The sequence below is a fragment of the Okeania sp. SIO3I5 genome (genome assembly GCF_010672085.1).
Classification (GTDB): Bacteria; Cyanobacteriota; Cyanobacteriia; order Cyanobacteriales; family Microcoleaceae; genus Trichodesmium.
Genome location: NZ_JAAHHT010000163.1, coordinates 5,563 through 22,073, shown reverse-complemented (window position 1 = coordinate 22,073; position 16,511 = coordinate 5,563). Strand labels below are relative to the sequence as shown.

Genomic DNA, 16,511 nt, shown 5'->3' with positions numbered 1-16,511 from the left:
GTCTCCCAACCAAAACAAAAATTCGACTCGCTTGACAGATTTTTTCCGAAATTTTCGGTCTGCCAACTCAAGGAAAAATCTGATTCAGTCGTCAGATTTTCTCCTAAATTTTCAGTTTCCCAATCAAGACCAAAATCCGATTCGCTTGACAGATTTTTTCCTAAAGTTTCAGTCTCCCAACCAAAACAAAAATTCGACTCGCTTGACAGATTTTTTCCGAAATTTTCGGTCTGCCAACTCAAGGAAAAATCTGATTCAGTCGTCAGATTTTCTCCTAAATTTTCAGTTTCCCAATCAATACTAAAATCTGATTCAGTCGTCAGATTTTCTCCTAAAGTTTCAGTCTCCCAACCAAAACAAAAATTCGACTCGCTTGACAGATTTTCCCCTAAATTTTCAGTCTCTCAAATCAAACAAAAATCTGATTCGCTTGCCAGATTTTTTCGTAAAGTTTCAGTCTCCCAACGAAAACAAAAATTCGACTTGCTTGACAGATTTTTTCCGAAATTTTCGGTCTGCCAACTCCAGGAAAAATCTGATTCAGTCGCCAGATTTTCTCCTAAATTTTCAGTTTCCCAATCAAGACTAAAATCCGATTCGCTTGCCAGATTTTTTCGACTCGCTTGACAGATTTTTTCCGAAATTTTCGGTCTGCCAACTCAAGGAAAAATTTGATTCACTTATCAGATTTTCTCCTAGAGTTTCCGTCTCCCAAGCCAAACAAAAATCTGATTCATTTGCCAGATTTTATTGTATGCTATAGTTAATAATATTTCTTGAAAATATGTAAATAAAAATGGCTAATTTAAAATTAAGACGCTCGGAGAATATTAGTGGCGATATATTCGTTGATAATACCTGTATAGACTGCAATACTTGTCGCTGGATGTCACCAGAAATTTTTCATCGAAATGGAGAAAAATCAGCAGTTTATCATCAACCTACAAACGAAAAAGAAAGACTAACAGCAATGCAAGCTTTATTATCTTGTCCGACAAATTCTATCGGTACAGTTGAAACTCCAAAAGACATTAAAAATGTTCAAAAAACTTTCCCAATTTTAGTCGAAGATAACGTTTATCATTGCGGTTATCATTCAGAAAAATCTTTCGGTGCTGCTAGTTATTTTATTGTCATAAAAGAGGGAAATATTTTAGTAGACTCCCCTCAATTTTTAACTCCATTAGTAAAACGTTTAGAAGCAATGGGAGGAATTAAATATATGTATTTGACTCATAAAGACGATGTAGCAGATCATCAAAAATTTCGAGAATATTTTAATTGCGATCGCATCCTCCATATTGACGATATTTCCCCAGACACCAAAGATGTAGAAATAAAATTAACTGGTACAGATCCAATTTCCCTAACCCCAGATTTATTAATTATTCCTGTGACTGGTCATACTAAAGGTCATACAGTTTTACTTTACCAAAAATTTTTATTTACAGGGGATCATTTAGCATGGTCTAATAAACTAAATCAACTTTATGCTTTTCGTCGCCACTGTTGGTATTCTTGGTCAGAACAAATTATCTCTATGAGTAAATTAATTAGTTATAATTTTGAGTGGGTATTACCTGGTCATGGTCATCGTTATTATGCTGATACAAAAACTATGCAGAAAGAGTTACAAAAGTGTATTGTTTGGATGGAAAAATCTTGAGCTAAATTACATTAGGATAAAAAAAATAAATCAATTTTTTCCCTACTCTCTACTCCCTCTTTTTTTGAATTTCTTGATCAAAATTTAGGTTAGAAATCATCCTTTTTGTCAAAGAGACATCTTCTGAAAATTCTTTTTCTCACTATTACTATTCGTAAAATTCTTTTTTCAAATTGGTATTACACCTCACAAAAGGTTGATTAATTCTAGAATTTATGATATATAGTATAGGATTTGTGCTAAAATACAAAAGTAAACAAAATTAAGTATCTGAGAACCTTTGAAGTAGTAGTCATAAAAGGCTACTCTTGGTTCACAAAAATTACAGAGACTAATTACTTTGGCATCAGAAAAAAGAGCAAAAATCTAAATAATAGGAGGATGAAACATCAATGACGCAAGTGATACTAGGAGAAAACGAAGGAATTGAATCTGCATTACGTCGATTTAAACGACAAGTTTCTCAAGCAGGAATATTCCCAGATATGAAAAAACATCGTCACTTTGAAACGCCGATTGAAAAAAAGAAGCGTAAAGCAATGGCATTACAAAAGCAAAGGAAGAGACGTTCTCGCTTTTAATTATCTAAACATTTAGCCATCAGCTATTAGCCATCAGTTATTAACTTAAATTCTTAGTCAGAAGTAAAATCGGTATTGATAGTATTGAGGAAAAATTGAATGTAAATGTATGAATCGGGAGCTATATTGTTAATCTCAGCATTTGTTTTATTTCCATCATACCTGAGAGCTGACTAGCTAATAGCTGAATGTTGACTAAAATATTTCAAATTAATTAGCACTAACTTTAATTACTAACTAACCAATTTTTACTAAATTTAATACAAATTTAATTACTAAATTAAACCTTATATTTTTAGAGAGAAAAAATTATGGCTGTAGAGGAGTTAGAAATTGATATTGCCCCTTTTATTGATCACTCCTTATTAACTATCACCGCTACTCCAGAGGAAGTGTCAAAATTTTGTACTGAAGCTGACAAATTTCGGTTTCCGTCAGTTTGCGTATACCCTTGTTATGTGCAACAAGCAGTAGATTTACTCCATAACAAAAATCCGACTATTTGTACTGTAATAAATTTCCCTACAGGTACAACGACAAGTAAAACAAAATTATATGAAGCTTTAGAAGCAGCAGAAAATGGAGCTTCAGAATTAGATGTGATGGTTAATTTGACTCATATTAAAACAGGACAAACTAACGAACTACATCGAGAAATAGCTGAAATATGTGAAGAAACTGGTAAAACAGTTAAAGCTATTCTAGAAATGGCACTATTAACCGAAGAGGAAAAGCGGTTAGCGATAGAAGTTTTGATGGATGCGGGTGTAGGTTTTATTGTTACAAATACTGGATGGTATGGTGGAGCAACAGTGGCAGATGTAAAATTGCTCAAAGAAATAACTAAAGCTAATGTTGGGATTAAAGCTGCAGGAGGAATTAAAACTTATGAGCAAGCAGCAAATTTAATTTTAGCTGGTGCAACTAGATTAGGTACATCTCGTGGTTTAGAATTACTAAAAAGTCAAAATTAGTAGGGGTTTGCTCTCCAAACCCTTACTTAATTATTAGACAAGTTTAATATTTTTATAAAGCTATAATTATTATGCCAGCTACACCAGAAAGTATCCACGCTTTTCTTAACTATTGTCGAGAATATATTAGTGGTAAAGAAAGAAGCGATGGTCAGTTATTTTTAGATAGATTTTTTCAAGCATTTGGATATGAAGGTTTAAAAGAAGCAGGTGCTAAATGTGAAGAGGTAGTTCCTGATGGTAGTCGCAAGGGAAAAACAGGATTTGCCGATTTATTTTGGCCGCGTCAAAATAGAGCTTCGGTATTAGTTGAAATGAAATCTAAACAGATAAAAAATCTCCACAAACATTACGGTCAAGCTTGGGAATATGCTAGAAATTTAACCCCACAACCAAAATATGTAATTCTCTGTAATTTTGAAGAATTTTGGATTTATGATTTTGACAAATTAGTTGATACTCCTATTGATATTATTCCCTTAGTAGAATTGCCCGAACGTTTGAATGCTTTTACCTTTATGGAGCATCGTTTAATTATTCCTAGTTTTCGTAATTCTCAAGTTGTAGAAGTGACAAAAAGAGCAGCTCAAAGAATGGGGGAATTATTTCAGAAACTTAAAGCTAGAAGTGGGAGTAATTTTACTGTCGAAGAAGCGCAAAGATTTGTCTTGCAATCTGTCTTAGCAATGTTTGCTCAATGGCGAGGTTTATTACCAGAAAATATATTTACTAATTGTATTCAAAAATGTCTAGAAGGAGAAAGCACTTATGACATTTTATCCGGTCGTTTATTCCAAGAAATGAATAATCCTGGAATTACGAAAGTTGGTATGTGTAAAGGTGTAGATTTTTTCAACGGCGGATTATTTGCGACTATTCCTCAAATTGAATTACGTCGAGAAGAATTAGAATATTTAAAAGCTTCAGCGCAGGAAGATTGGGGTAAAGTTCGACCTGCAATTTTTGGTAATATTTTTCAAAGTACGATGGATGAAAAAGAACGTCATGCAGGAGGGATTCACTTTACTTCAGAAAATGACATTATGAAAATAATTCGACCGACGATTAGCAAATTTTGGGAAGACAAAATTGAGGCAGCTAATACTGTTAAAGAATTAGAATTTCTCAAAACAGAAATGCGAAATTATCAAGTTCTTGACCCTGCTTGTGGTTCGGGAAATTTTCTCTATATGGCTTATCAAGAATTGAAACTTTCCGAACAGTTACTACTAGATAAATTAGCCGAAATTTCTCAATCATCTCAGTCATCTGAGTTAGAAAAGGGGTTTGTTACGCCCTTACAATTTTATGGCATAGACAATAATTCTTTTGCCGTGGAACTAGCACGAGTAACATTAACTATTGCTCGTAAAGTTGCTATTGATAAACTAGAGATAAATGAAACAGTTTTACCTTTAGATACCCTCAACAAAAATATTGTTTGTAAGGATGCTTTATTTAGTAAATGGCCTCAAGTAAATGCAATTATTGGCAACCCTCCTTTTCAGTCTAAAAATAAAATGCAGGTCGAATTAGGTCGTAGTTATCTGAATAAATTAAGAGAGAAATATTCAGAAGTTCCAGGGAGAGCAGATTATTGTGTTTATTGGTTTAGAAAAAGCCACGATGAATTACCAGAAAATGGTCGTGCTGGTTTAGTAGGAACTAATACAATACGGCAAAATTATTCTCGGGAAGGAGGGTTAGATTATATTATTAATTCCGGCACTATTACGGAAGCTGTTTCCAGTCAACCTTGGTCTGGAGATGCCGTAGTTCATGTTTCAATTGTTAATTGGGTGAAGGGAAAAGTAACTGGCAAAAAGAAGCTTTACAGTCAAATTGGGGATAAAGAAAATAACCCTTGGGAAATGGTTGAACTAGACTATATTAATTCTGCTCTTTCTACAGGATTTGATGTTACTCAAGCTAAACAATTAAAGGTTAATTCTGATTCCCAAAGTTGTTATCAAGGGCAAAGTCACGGACACGAAGGTTTTTTATTAACTCCTGAAGAAGCAACAGAAATGATTGCTAGTTCCCGCCAAAATTCTGAGGTAATTTTTCCTTATTTAACTGGGGATAATTTATTGTCAAGTATTCCACCACAACCCCAGCGATATGTCATAGATTTTCACCCACGAGAAATAGACGCAGCTAAAAAATATAAACTGCCATTTCAAAGAGTCAAAGAATTAGTTTTACCTACAAGAGAATCAGCAGCAGAAACAGAAATTAAACGGAATGAAACAGCTCGCAAAAAAAATCCTAAAGCCAAAATTAATAGACATCATCAAAACTTTCTAGCTAAGTGGTGGTTGCTTTCTTATCCCAGACCAGAATTAATCAGCGAAATTGAAAAGTTATCTCGATATATTGTTTGTAGTAGAGTCACAAAAAGACCGATATTTGAATTTATTAATTCTGCTATTCGACCTAGTGATGCTTTACAAGTTTTCCCACTATCTGACGACTATTCTTTTGGTATTTTACAATCAAGTATTCATTGGCTTTGGTTTACAGAACGTTGTTCTACCTTAAAGGGTGATTTCCGCTACACATCTAATAGTGTATTTGATACATTTCCCTGGCCGCAAAATCCTACTTCAGAACAAGTTATTAATGTGGCAAGTGCAGCCGTAGAATTAATAAAAGTTCGTCGTCAAATTATGGATAAAAATCAAATTAGCTTGAGAGAAATTTATCAAAATTTAGAACAAACAGAAAATACAAAATTAGACCAAGCACAGGAAAATCTCAATTGTAAAGTACGTTCTGCTTATGGTATAAAAAATAATGAGGAACCTCTAAAATTTCTATTTGAACTTAACTTAGAAGTAGCCAACCGAGAAGCAAACAATCAATCAGTTACTGCCCCAGGAATGCCACCTTTGATAACAAAAAATAGTTAATTAATTAGTAATAGTCCAGTAGCAGACTAAACAGATAAACTGTCCGAAATATGCTGTAACTGATATATGGCCAAATTATACAAAGCAATAGGAATAAACCTCAAAGCCATACCTCTAGGAGAATCAGACCGTTTATTAACCATCCTAACCCCAGAATATGGTTTAATTCGAGTAGTAGCTCCCGGAGTCAGAAAACAAAAATCCAAACTGGGGGGTAGAACTGAACTATTTGTCGTAAATCAACTATTAATATCCAAAGGGCGATCGCTCGACAGAATAAACCAAGCAGAAACCATAGCATCCTACACTCGCCTTAGTAAAAACCTGGGAAAATTAGCAGCAGGTCAATACTTAGCAGAATTAGTCCTTCATCAAGCTCTCAGCGAACATCCTCAAACCGAGCTTTTCTATCTACTAAACGAACACTTGGAACGTATAGAACAACTACAACATAAAACTGACCGACTCTGGCATACCCAACTCATAGCATACCTCGCTCATGGGATATATCATTTACTCGCCATAGAAGGAATAGCACCCCAAGTCCAAATGTGTTGTGCTACAGGAAATCAATTACAGCCAAACCTTAATGATTCTGACTGGCAAGTTGGGTTTAGTATAGATGCAGGAGGAATTATAAAAATTGATGATACTTCTGTTGTACAATCTTCCTACCAAAACTTATCCGACCTAAAATTTAGTACCAAAATCAATACTTTGCTCAATGCTAATCAACTTTCACTACTTCAGCAGCTACCACAACCTCAACTTCAGGCTATAGCTAAACTTACTTCCCATCAAGACTGGGTAAAAGTAGAACAACTTTTAAGAAAATATACCCAATATCATTTAGGTTATTCTATCCGCTCTGCGGAATTAATAGATACTTATTTAGAATCTATAAATTTGTAAGATTTTCTCCTAAAGATTTAGTCTTAAAACTCAAACGCAAAGAGATTATATTTAAAAATTTTATCCGAGAAGTTGATTCTCAAAACTCAAAGAAAAAGAGATGATATTTGCAGATTTTATCCGAGAAGTTGATTCTCCAACACCAAACAAAAAGAAATTATATTTGCAGATTTTATCCGAGAAATTTAGTCTCAAAACCCAAACAAAAAGAAATTATATTTGAAAATTTTATCCGATAAATTTAGTCTCAAAACCCAAATAAAAAGAGATGATATTTGCAGATTTTATCTGAGAAGTTGATTCTCCAACACCAAACAAAAAGAAATTATATTTGCAGATTTTATCCGAGAAATTTAGTCTCAAAACCCAAATAAAAAGAGATGATATTTGCAGATTTTATCTGAGAAGTTGATTCTCCAACACCAAACAAAAAGAAATTATATTTGCAGATTTTATCCGAGAAATTTAGTCTCAAAACCCAAACAAAAAGAGATGATATTTGCAGATTTTATCTGAGAAGTTGATTCTCCAACACCAAACAAAAAGAAATTATATTTGCAGATTTTATCCGAGAAATTTAGTCTGAAAACTCAAACAAAAAGAGATGATATTTGCAGATTTTATCCGAGAAGTTGATTCTCAAAAGCCAAACAAAAAAAGATGATATTTGAAAATTTTATCCGAGAAGTTGATTCTCAAAAGCCAAACGCAAAGAGATGATATTTGCAGATTTTATCCGAGAAGTTGATTCTCAAAAGCCAAACAAAAAAAAGATGATATTTGAAAATTTTATCCGAGAAGTTGATTCTCAAAAACTAAACGCAAAGAGATGATATTTGCAGATTTTATCCGAGAAGTTGATTCTCAAAAGCCAAACAAAAAAAGATGATATTTGCAGATTTTATCCTAAATATTTAGTCTGAAAACACAAACAAAAAGAGATGATATTTGCAGATTTTATCCTAAATATTTAGTCTGAAAACCCAAACAAAAAGAGATGATATTTGCAGATTTTATCCGAGAAGTTGATTCTCAAAAACCAAACGCAAAGAGATGATATTTGAAAATTTTATCCGAGAAATTTATTCTCAAAACTCAAACAAAAAGAGATGATATTTGAAAATTTTATCCGAGAAATTTATTCTCAAAACTCAAACAAAAAGAGATGATATTTGAAAATTTTATCCGAGAAATTTATTCTCAAAAACCAAACAAAAAGAGATGATATTTGCAGACTTTATCCGAGAAATTTATTCTCAAAACCCAAACAAAAATCAGATTGGGAAACAAAACCTCTACAGTTTTTTTCACAAATCATTTAAAATTACCATATATCTCCTTATCCTTTAATAAAAAATGCAATTATCTGATTCAGATTTAACAAAAAAACTAAAACAACAAAACCCACCTAATATAAAACCTATTTCCGCAGCATCCCTGACAGATAAAGAACCCGAACGTGGACTTTTACCAGTCCTCAAAAATGGTAAATTCCTAATCCTCTGGAGCGGCCAAGTATTTTCCCAACTAGCAGACAAAGTTTACTTGGTACTAATGATTGCCATTATTGCCAATCAATTCCAAGCAGCAGACCAAACCATAAGTGGATGGGTTTCAGCAATTATGATTGCCTTTACCATTCCCGCAGTATTATTTGGAGCTGGAGCAGGTGTCTATGTAGATAGGTGGCCAAAAAAACAAGTTTTAGTTACAACAAATATTGTCAGAGGTGCTTTGGTTCTAATTTTGCCAATAGTATTGTGGCTATCCAATAATTTTAATCTAGGCAACTTACCTTTAGGATTTTGCCTAATGTTATTTTTGACTTTTTTAGTTTCTACTCTGACTCAATTTTTTGCCCCTGCCGAACAAGCCGTCATTCCTTTAATAGTAGAAAAGCGACATCTACTTTCGGCGAATTCTCTCTACACCACTACAATGATGGCTTCTGTAATAATTGGCTTTGCAGTAGGAGATCCTTTATTAGAATTTGCCGATAGTTTAGTAGCAAAAATTGGTTTTGGAGAATCTCTAGGTAAAGAATTAGTTGTAGGAGGAAGTTACGCGATCGCTGGCTTACTATTAATCTTACTCAAAACTGGGGAACAGAAAAGTTTGAGTGACAAAGAACAACCCCATATTTTGGCAGACTTGCAAGATGGCTTGCGTTACCTGAAAAATCATCATCCAGTTCGTAATGCCATTATTCAGCAAATAGTTTTATTTTCGATTTTTGCAGCTTTGGCAGTTTTGGCGGTACGTTTGGCAGAAATTATTCCAGGCATGGAAGCTGAAGAGTTTGGGTTATTATTAGCTGCTGCGGGAGTAGGTTTGGGTATTGGTGCTGGAATAGTAGGTCAACTCGGACATTGGTTATCTCATTTCCAACTTAGTTTGCTCGGATCTATAGGAATGGCAGTTTCTTTAGTAGGTTTATCTATATTTAATCAAGAGTTTTGGGCAGTTATGGGTTTGATTGGTATTTTAGGAATGTTTGGTGCAGTTGTTGGAGTGCCAATGCAAACTACGGTTCAAGCTGAAACTCCTGAAGAAATGCGGGGAAAGGTTTTTGGTCTTCAGAATAATGCTGTTAATATTGCTCTAAGTTTACCTTTGGCTTTAGCGGGAGTGATGGAAACTTTTTTGGGTTTACCAAAAGTTTTATTGGGGTTAGCAGGAGTGGTAATAGTAGCAGGAATATTTTTTAGTTTAGGAAATAGGGAATAGTTCTTACCAACTCCAGTAGTGGAATGACACAGCTAAAACTGTGCAGAACGCTTTTTTCCTATAGTTCCTTTTATAGAAAGGTTGGAGCGTTTTTTGTAATCCAACATTTAGGTGTGTCCGTCTGGTAGGAAATTTTTACTATTCATCATCTCTGCCTGGGTGCTTCAGACAATGAATTGATTATTGCTCTATACGCAATAGTCGGAAATTTTTACTACTCATCTCCTCTGCTGGGATGCTTCAGACAATGAATCTATTATTGCTTTATACACAATAGTCGGAAATTTTTACTATCCATCATCTCTGCCTGAGTGCTTCAGAAAATGAATCTATTATTGCTCTATACGCAATAGTCGGAAATTTTTACTATTCATCATCTCTGCCGGGGTGCTTCAGAAAATGAATCTATTATTGCTCTATACGCAATAGTCGGAAATTTTTACTATTCATCATCTCTGCCGGGGTGCTTCAGCAAATGAATCTATTATTGCTCTATACGCAATAGTCGGAAATTTTTACTATTCATCATCTCTGCCGGGGTGCTTCAGCAAATGAATCTATTATTGCTCTATACGCAATAGTCGGAAATTTTTACTATTCATCATCTCTGCCGGGGTGCTTCAGCAAATGAATCTATTATTGCTCTATACGCAATAGTCGGAAATTTTTACTATTCATCACCTCTGCCGGGGTGCTTCATAAAATGAATTGATTATTGCTCTATACGCAATAAAAGATAAACATTTAATTATCCCATATAGCTGTAAATACGTCAAATCAGCATATAGGTAACTTAGAAAAATTAGATCGTCATCCCTAAATCAAAATGAAGCGATCGCCTATCTAAACAACCAAATCATCAGTATTTCAGGCTGTAAAATCTTTTTAGGCAATAAAACTCCTTCGGATTATTCTATCACGGAAAAGCTGAAACTATTGAAATTCTGTTAGCTATTTCCAGAAATTTTGCCATTTTTTATCAGAGATTGATGACAAAATTGAAAAATTTAAAACTAAAAGTAGAAATTGATAATTAAAACTTTTAACTGAAGCGATCGCTAAAACAAAAAATATTGACAAAAAAAATTCTATATCCCCTGACTCCTGACTCCTGACTCCTGACTCCTGACTAATAGATAGACTTATCTAACTTTTGAGATGGCAGATGGTATTATTTACGAACCGAAACCTTTTTTGTCTGTTATAAGGCTTACATCAAGAAACCCAGTTTTAGGAGAAATCATTGTTTTTAACAAAAGACATCTACAAAAAACTGGGTCTCTGGGTTCCCCTGGGTAAGTCCTGTGTTTAACGATAAAATCCCTCAATGAAAATATCTGCCTATTTGTCTGAATGCATATTGCTTGGCTTGGAAAAAAATATCCCTTCTGTGGCAACGTCACCTACTCTAGAGAAATAACCAACGCTCTATTGGATAGAGGCTATCAGGTAAGCTTCCTCCACTTTGCGACTGAAGATACTAAACTTGACAAATGGCCAGAGTTTCACGAAGTATCTCTACCTTGCATCTATAAATCTCAGGGTTTCACCATACCTACTCTTAAATCTAGCAAAGTCTTAAGTCAGGCTCTACAGAAACTTGAGCCAGATATTGTTCACGCATCTCTTACCCTCTCTCCCCTAGATTTTCTACTGCCGGAAATTTGTGAAGAATTGAACATTCCCTTAGTAGCAACTTTTCATGCCCAGTTTGACAGTAAACCACGGAATATTAAATCAGGAACCCAATTTTTAGCTTATCAATTCTATGCTCCTTTTCTGGCAAATTATGACCGAGTAATTATTTTTTCAGAAATACAGAAAGACTTATTAACGAAATTGGGGGTTCCTAGCAAAAAAGTCGCAGTTATTCCTAATGGAGTAGATGTGGATAAATATTCTCCTGGTGTCTCTAATTTGAAGACTGAGTTAAATGCTAGCCGTGTGTTTCTATATTTAGGTCGTATTTCCACAGAGAAAAATGTTGAATCTCTACTTAAAGCTTGGAAACATTCGGATATGGGTAATGATAGTTGTTTAGCGATCGTTGGAGATGGGCCATTAGCTCCTTCTTTGCAAATGTTTTATGGGGATGTTAAGGGAGTGAGTTGGTTTGGGTATGTGAGTGACGAGCAACGACGGATAGAAATTTTGCGTGGAGCTGATGTATTTATTTTGCCTTCTTTGGTAGAGGGTTTGTCTTTGGCTTTATTGGAGGCAATGTCTTCTGGTTTAGCTTGTGTTGCTACGGATGCGGGTGCTGATGGTGAGGTGTTGGAAAAGGGAGCGGGCATAATTTTAAATACTCATAATGTGACTAGCCAATTACAAACTTTATTGCCTGTATTTAGGGATCATCCTGAGTTAAATATTCTTTTGGGGCAAAAAGCTCGGCAAAGGGTTTTGGAGCGTTACACTCTAAGTCGAAATATTACTCAATTGGAAATGCTTTATGCTGAAGTTGTCAGAGAAAGAAATCCTTTAAGTAGTTTGATTTAAGGAAGAAGGCTTTGGTTATCTAGGAAAAAAGGAAGAAGGAAAATTTTCATCATCCGGCGGGGAGCTTCAGTAAATGAAATAGCTATTTCTCTTTATGTATGGAGAAGAGAAAAATTTTCACCATCCGGCGCGGAAGCTTCAGCAAATGAAATAGCTATTTCTCTTTATGTATGGAGAAGAGAAAAATTTTTACTATCCGGCGCGGGAGCTTCAGTCAATGAAACGACTATTTCTCTTTTCTCTTTAATGTATAGATATAGAGAAGAGAAAATTTTCATCATCCGACGCGGGAGCTTCAGAAAATGAAATAGCTATTTCTCTTTATGTATGGAGAAGAGAAAAATTTTTACTATCCGGCGCGGGAGCTTCAGTCAATGAAACGACTATTTCTCTTTAATGTATAGATATAGAGAAGAGAAAATTTTCATCATCCGACGCGGGAGCTTCAGCAAATGAAACAGCTATTTCTCTTTATGTATGGAGAAGAGAAGAGAAAAATTTTCAGCATCCGGCGCGGGAGCTTCAGCAAATGAAATAGCTATTTCTCTTTATGTATGGAGAAGAGAAAAATTTTTACTATCCGGCGCGGGAGCTTCAGTCAATGAAACGACTATTTCTCTTTTTTCTTTAATGTATAGATATAGAGAAGAGAAAATTTTCATCATCCGACGCGGGAGCTTCAGCAAATGAAACAGCTATTTCTCTTTATGTATGGAGAAGAGAAAAATTTTCAGCATCCGGCGCGGGAGCTTCAGCAAATGAAATAGCTATTTCTCTTTATGTATGGAGAAGAGAAAAATTTTTACTATCCGGCGCGGGAGCTTCAGTCAATGAAACGACTATTTCTCTTTCTATTTCTCTTTAATGTATAGATATAGAGAAGAGAAAAATTTTTACTATCCAGCGCGGGAGCTTCAGTCAATGAAACGACTATTTCTCTTTAATGTATAGAGAAGAGAAAATTTTCAGCATCCGACGCGGAAACTTCAGCAAATGAAACAGCTATTTCTCTTTATGTATGGAGAAGAGAAAAATTTTCAGCATCCGGCGCGGGAGCTTCAGTCAATGAAATAGCTATTTCTCTTTATGTATGGAGAAGAGAAAAATTTTTACTATCCAGCGCGGGAGCTTCAACAAATGAAACGACTATCTCTCTATTAACTCTATTAAGTATTGGAATTGGAAAGGAAAAATTTTCAGCATCCGGCGCGGGAGCTTTAGCAAATGAAAGAGCTATTTCTCTTTAATGTATAGAGAAGAGAAAAATTTTCAGCATCCGGCGCGGGAGCTTCAGCAAATGAAACGGCTATTTCTCTATCCGCATGGGAAAGAGAAAAATTTTCAGCCGTTGCCTCCGGGAGCTTCAGCAAATGAAAAAAATCTCACGCCAAAGGATTTTTCCTTGCATCCCCACAATAAAAAACTAATGAAAACTAGGACGATGCATAATTAAACTCATAAACTCTTGACGAGTTTTCACATCATCAGCAAAAACACCACGCATAGCGCTAGTAGTTGTCCAAGAACCAGGTTTTTCTACTCCACGCATAACCATACACATATGAGTTGCTTCAACAACAACAGCAACACCCATAGGTTTAAGTAATCCTTGAAGTGCATCAGCTATTTGTGCTGTTAGACGTTCCTGTACCTGTAAACGTCGGGCATACATTTCACAAATTCGAGCAATTTTTGATAGTCCAATTACCTTTCCATCAGGAATATATGCTACATGAGCCCGGCCAATAATAGGCAAAATATGATGCTCACAAGAGCTAAAAAGATCGATATCTCGAACTAAAACCATCTCTGAGGCATTTTCATTAAAAATAGCTCCATTCAGCAATTCATCAAGAGATTGATGATAACCTGAAGTAAGATATTTTAGCGCTTTTACCACCCGCTTAGGAGTATCCAATAATCCTTCCCGATCCGGATTTTCTCCTAATCCTATTAATAAAGTTCTCACCGCTTGAATCATTTCAGCTTCTGAAACAGGAGGCTGAGATTTTGTTTTCAACTCATTATTCAATTCATTAGTAGAAACAAAATCTGGAACTGTTGGTAAAGTCATAATTGAAAGGCTTTAAGCTTAATATTTGTGATGGAACATTTTCACAGATATTTTCCCACATAAAGTTCAGATTAACTATGAGGATTATTATCTGTATTTCTCTGAGAATCGCCACTCTTAATTTATCACACAGTTAGACAATTTGTTAAACTTTGTTGAATCATTAATGGATTCAAATCTCGTCCAATCAAGACCAACTGATTTGTCGGAGTAGTTAACCATTCCTCTACTTGCAGATCATACCGTTTACCACTCAATTGAAATATATGTTTTGATTCACTTTCTTGAAACCAAAGAATCCCTTTTGCTCTAAATATATTCTCAGGTAATTCCTCTAGAAAATTATGTTGAAATTTGAGCATTGAAAAAGGTCTTTCACTTCGGAATGAAATAGATGTAAAACCATCATTTATCAGATGATTTTGAGTTTTTCTTTGTAGTTCATACTGATAATTTTTATCTTCTATCAAATAAGGTTGAAGCTTAGATAAATTTACATCTAGAATTAAATAGAACGGTATCTTGCTGTACTCACTTCTCAAAATCCTAGCTGCATTATTTACAGTTTTAATATAAGACTCTAAATCATCTACTCGATCTTGAGATACTAAATCTGTTTTATTTAATAAAATAATATCCCCATAAACAATCTGTTTAATAGCTGCCTCACTATCAAAATGGTCTGGTGTAAAATTTTCACAATCAACTAAAGTCAGTACAGAATCCAAGTAAGTTAAATCTTTTAAATCTGTACCCAAAAAAGTTAACATAATTGGCAAAGGATCTGCTAAACCAGTAGTTTCTATTATTAAATAATCAATTTTTTCATCTCGTTCTAAAATTTGGTAGACTGCATCTACTAATCCATCATTGATAGTACAACAAATACAACCATTACTAAGTTCTAGCATATTGTCGTTAATATCTACTAATAGCTGACTATCTATATTAATGTCACCAAATTCATTAACTAATATTGCAACTTTTAAATTCTGCTTATTCTGCAAAATTTGATTGATTAGAGTTGTTTTACCACTGCCTAAAAATCCAGTAATAATAGTAACTGGCATCCCTCTTTTAGGAATATCTAATTGTAGAGAATTATTCATTGATTGCTAAATTCATTGACGAAGACAGCTACTATTAAATCTTGTTTATTTTGAAGAGTACAATCGAGTAAGTTCGTTTTGTAATTAACAAGAGAACCAGTCATAATGCTAGTTAATTTTCCTGATTAAAATGAGTTACTGACTAGCAGGGAAGTTGTTATTTATAGTTGACTTAAGAGATTCTGTGGGCTGAATTCCTTGAATTATTGCCATTTAACTTATGAAATAATTATGATAATCATCATCATAATCAAAATCTTAGCACCTAGTCAATGTATGGAGAAGAAAAAATTTCACCCTCCGCCTCCGGGAGCTTCAGCAAATGAAACGGCTATTTCTCTATTGAGTATGGGAAAGAGAAAAATTTTGAGCATCCGGCGCGGGAGCTTCACAACATGAAACGGCTATTTCTCTATTCAGTATGGAAAAGAGAAAAATTTTGCTCATCTGGCGCGGGAGCTTCAGCAAATGAAACGGCTATTTCTCTATTGAGTATGGGAAAGAGAAAAATTTTGAGCATCCGGCGCGGGAGCTTCACAACATGAAACGGCTATTTCTCTATTCAGTATGGAAAAGAGAAAAATTTTGCTCATCCGGCGCGGGAGCTTCAGCAAATGAAAAGACGATTTCTCTATTCAGTATGGAAAAGAGAAAAATTTTGAGCATCCGGCGCGGGAGCTTCAGCAAATGAAACGACGATTTCTCTATTCAGTATGGAAAAGAGAAAAATTTTGAGCATCCGGCGCGGGAGCTTCACAACATGAAACGGCTATTTCTCTATTCAGCATGGGGAAGGAAAAATTTTGCTTATCCGGCGCGGGAGCTTCAGCAAATGAAACGACGATTTTTCGATTCAGTATGGAAAAGAGAAAAATTTTGAGCATCCGGCGCGGAAGTTTCAGCAAATGAAACGACGATTTTTCGATTCAGTATGGAAAAGAGAAAAATTTTGCTCATCCGGCGCGGGAGCTTCAGCAAATGAAAAGACGATTTCTCTATTCAGTATGGAAAAGAGAAAAATTTTGAGCATCCGGCGCGGGAGCTTCAGCAAATGAAA

General features: G+C 34.8%; 11 protein-coding genes. 8 read left to right on the top strand and 3 right to left on the bottom strand.

Features of this window, described 5'->3' with window-relative positions:
- Positions 1–242, bottom strand: a 242-nt coding sequence (locus F6K40_RS27645; protein ID WP_293140314.1) for a hypothetical protein, incomplete at its 3' end; no start/stop codon positions are given.
- 554 nt (positions 243–796) lie between these two features.
- Here F6K40_RS27645 and F6K40_RS27640 point away from each other — a divergent pair.
- From F6K40_RS27640 to F6K40_RS27605, 8 genes are all read left to right on the top strand, one after another.
- On the top strand, positions 797–1,666 hold the full coding sequence (locus tag F6K40_RS27640; protein ID WP_293140313.1) for an MBL fold metallo-hydrolase: 870 nt from the start codon (positions 797–799) through the stop codon (positions 1,664–1,666).
- 392 nt (positions 1,667–2,058) lie between these two features.
- Positions 2,059–2,247, top strand: coding sequence for a 30S ribosomal protein S21 (gene rpsU / locus F6K40_RS27635; RefSeq protein ID WP_094675126.1), 189 nt, complete (start codon positions 2,059–2,061; stop codon positions 2,245–2,247).
- A gap of 311 nt (positions 2,248–2,558) precedes the next feature.
- A complete protein-coding gene (deoC, locus tag F6K40_RS27630; RefSeq protein ID WP_293140312.1) occupies positions 2,559–3,221 on the top strand; it encodes a deoxyribose-phosphate aldolase in 663 nt (220 codons plus the stop codon).
- Positions 3,222–3,292: 71 nt separating this feature from the next.
- Positions 3,293–6,133, top strand: a complete 2,841-nt coding sequence (locus tag F6K40_RS27625; protein ID WP_293140311.1) for a DNA methyltransferase — start codon at positions 3,293–3,295, stop codon at positions 6,131–6,133.
- A gap of 66 nt (positions 6,134–6,199) precedes the next feature.
- Positions 6,200–7,045, top strand: coding sequence for a DNA repair protein RecO (gene recO / locus F6K40_RS27620; RefSeq protein ID WP_293140310.1), 846 nt, complete (start codon positions 6,200–6,202; stop codon positions 7,043–7,045).
- Between the two features lie 1,356 nt (positions 7,046–8,401).
- Positions 8,402–9,772 carry an MFS transporter gene (locus F6K40_RS27615; protein WP_293140309.1) on the top strand — a complete coding sequence of 457 codons (1,371 nt, stop codon included), beginning with the start codon at positions 8,402–8,404 and terminating at the stop codon, positions 9,770–9,772.
- Positions 9,773–11,125: 1,353 nt separating this feature from the next.
- A complete protein-coding gene (locus F6K40_RS27610) occupies positions 11,126–12,271 on the top strand; it encodes a glycosyltransferase family 4 protein (protein ID WP_293140308.1) in 1,146 nt (381 codons plus the stop codon).
- Positions 12,272–12,748: 477 nt separating this feature from the next.
- Entirely contained in the window at positions 12,749–12,961 is a 213-nt protein-coding gene (locus F6K40_RS27605) for a hypothetical protein (protein WP_293140307.1), read from the top strand.
- Between the two features lie 733 nt (positions 12,962–13,694).
- Here the strand turns inward: F6K40_RS27605 and folE are convergent.
- Both folE and F6K40_RS27595 read right to left on the bottom strand, forming a co-directional pair.
- Entirely contained in the window at positions 13,695–14,345 is a 651-nt protein-coding gene (gene folE / locus F6K40_RS27600; protein WP_293140306.1) for a GTP cyclohydrolase I FolE, read from the bottom strand.
- Between the two features lie 125 nt (positions 14,346–14,470).
- Positions 14,471–15,454, bottom strand: a complete 984-nt coding sequence (locus F6K40_RS27595) for a CobW family GTP-binding protein (protein ID WP_293140305.1) — start codon at positions 15,452–15,454, stop codon at positions 14,471–14,473.
- Between the last annotated feature and the right edge of the window lie 1,057 nt (positions 15,455–16,511).

Bases quoted from the DNA above. Each gene is read 5' to 3' on its own strand.
- F6K40_RS27625 (WP_293140311.1), top strand. From the start codon at position 3,293: ATGCCAGCTACACCAGAAAGTATCCACGCTTTTCTTAACTATTGTCGA.
- deoC (WP_293140312.1), top strand. From the start codon at position 2,559: ATGGCTGTAGAGGAGTTAGAAATTGATATTGCCCCTTTTATTGATCAC.
- F6K40_RS27610 (WP_293140308.1), top strand. From the start codon at position 11,126: ATGCATATTGCTTGGCTTGGAAAAAAATATCCCTTCTGTGGCAACGTC.
- F6K40_RS27595 (WP_293140305.1), bottom strand. From the start codon at position 15,454: ATGAATAATTCTCTACAATTAGATATTCCTAAAAGAGGGATGCCAGTT.
- folE (WP_293140306.1), bottom strand. From the start codon at position 14,345: ATGACTTTACCAACAGTTCCAGATTTTGTTTCTACTAATGAATTGAAT.
- F6K40_RS27615 (WP_293140309.1), top strand. From the start codon at position 8,402: ATGCAATTATCTGATTCAGATTTAACAAAAAAACTAAAACAACAAAAC.
- rpsU (WP_094675126.1), top strand. From the start codon at position 2,059: ATGACGCAAGTGATACTAGGAGAAAACGAAGGAATTGAATCTGCATTA.
- F6K40_RS27640 (WP_293140313.1), top strand. From the start codon at position 797: ATGGCTAATTTAAAATTAAGACGCTCGGAGAATATTAGTGGCGATATA.
- recO (WP_293140310.1), top strand. From the start codon at position 6,200: ATGGCCAAATTATACAAAGCAATAGGAATAAACCTCAAAGCCATACCT.
- F6K40_RS27605 (WP_293140307.1), top strand. From the start codon at position 12,749: ATGGAGAAGAGAAGAGAAAAATTTTCAGCATCCGGCGCGGGAGCTTCA.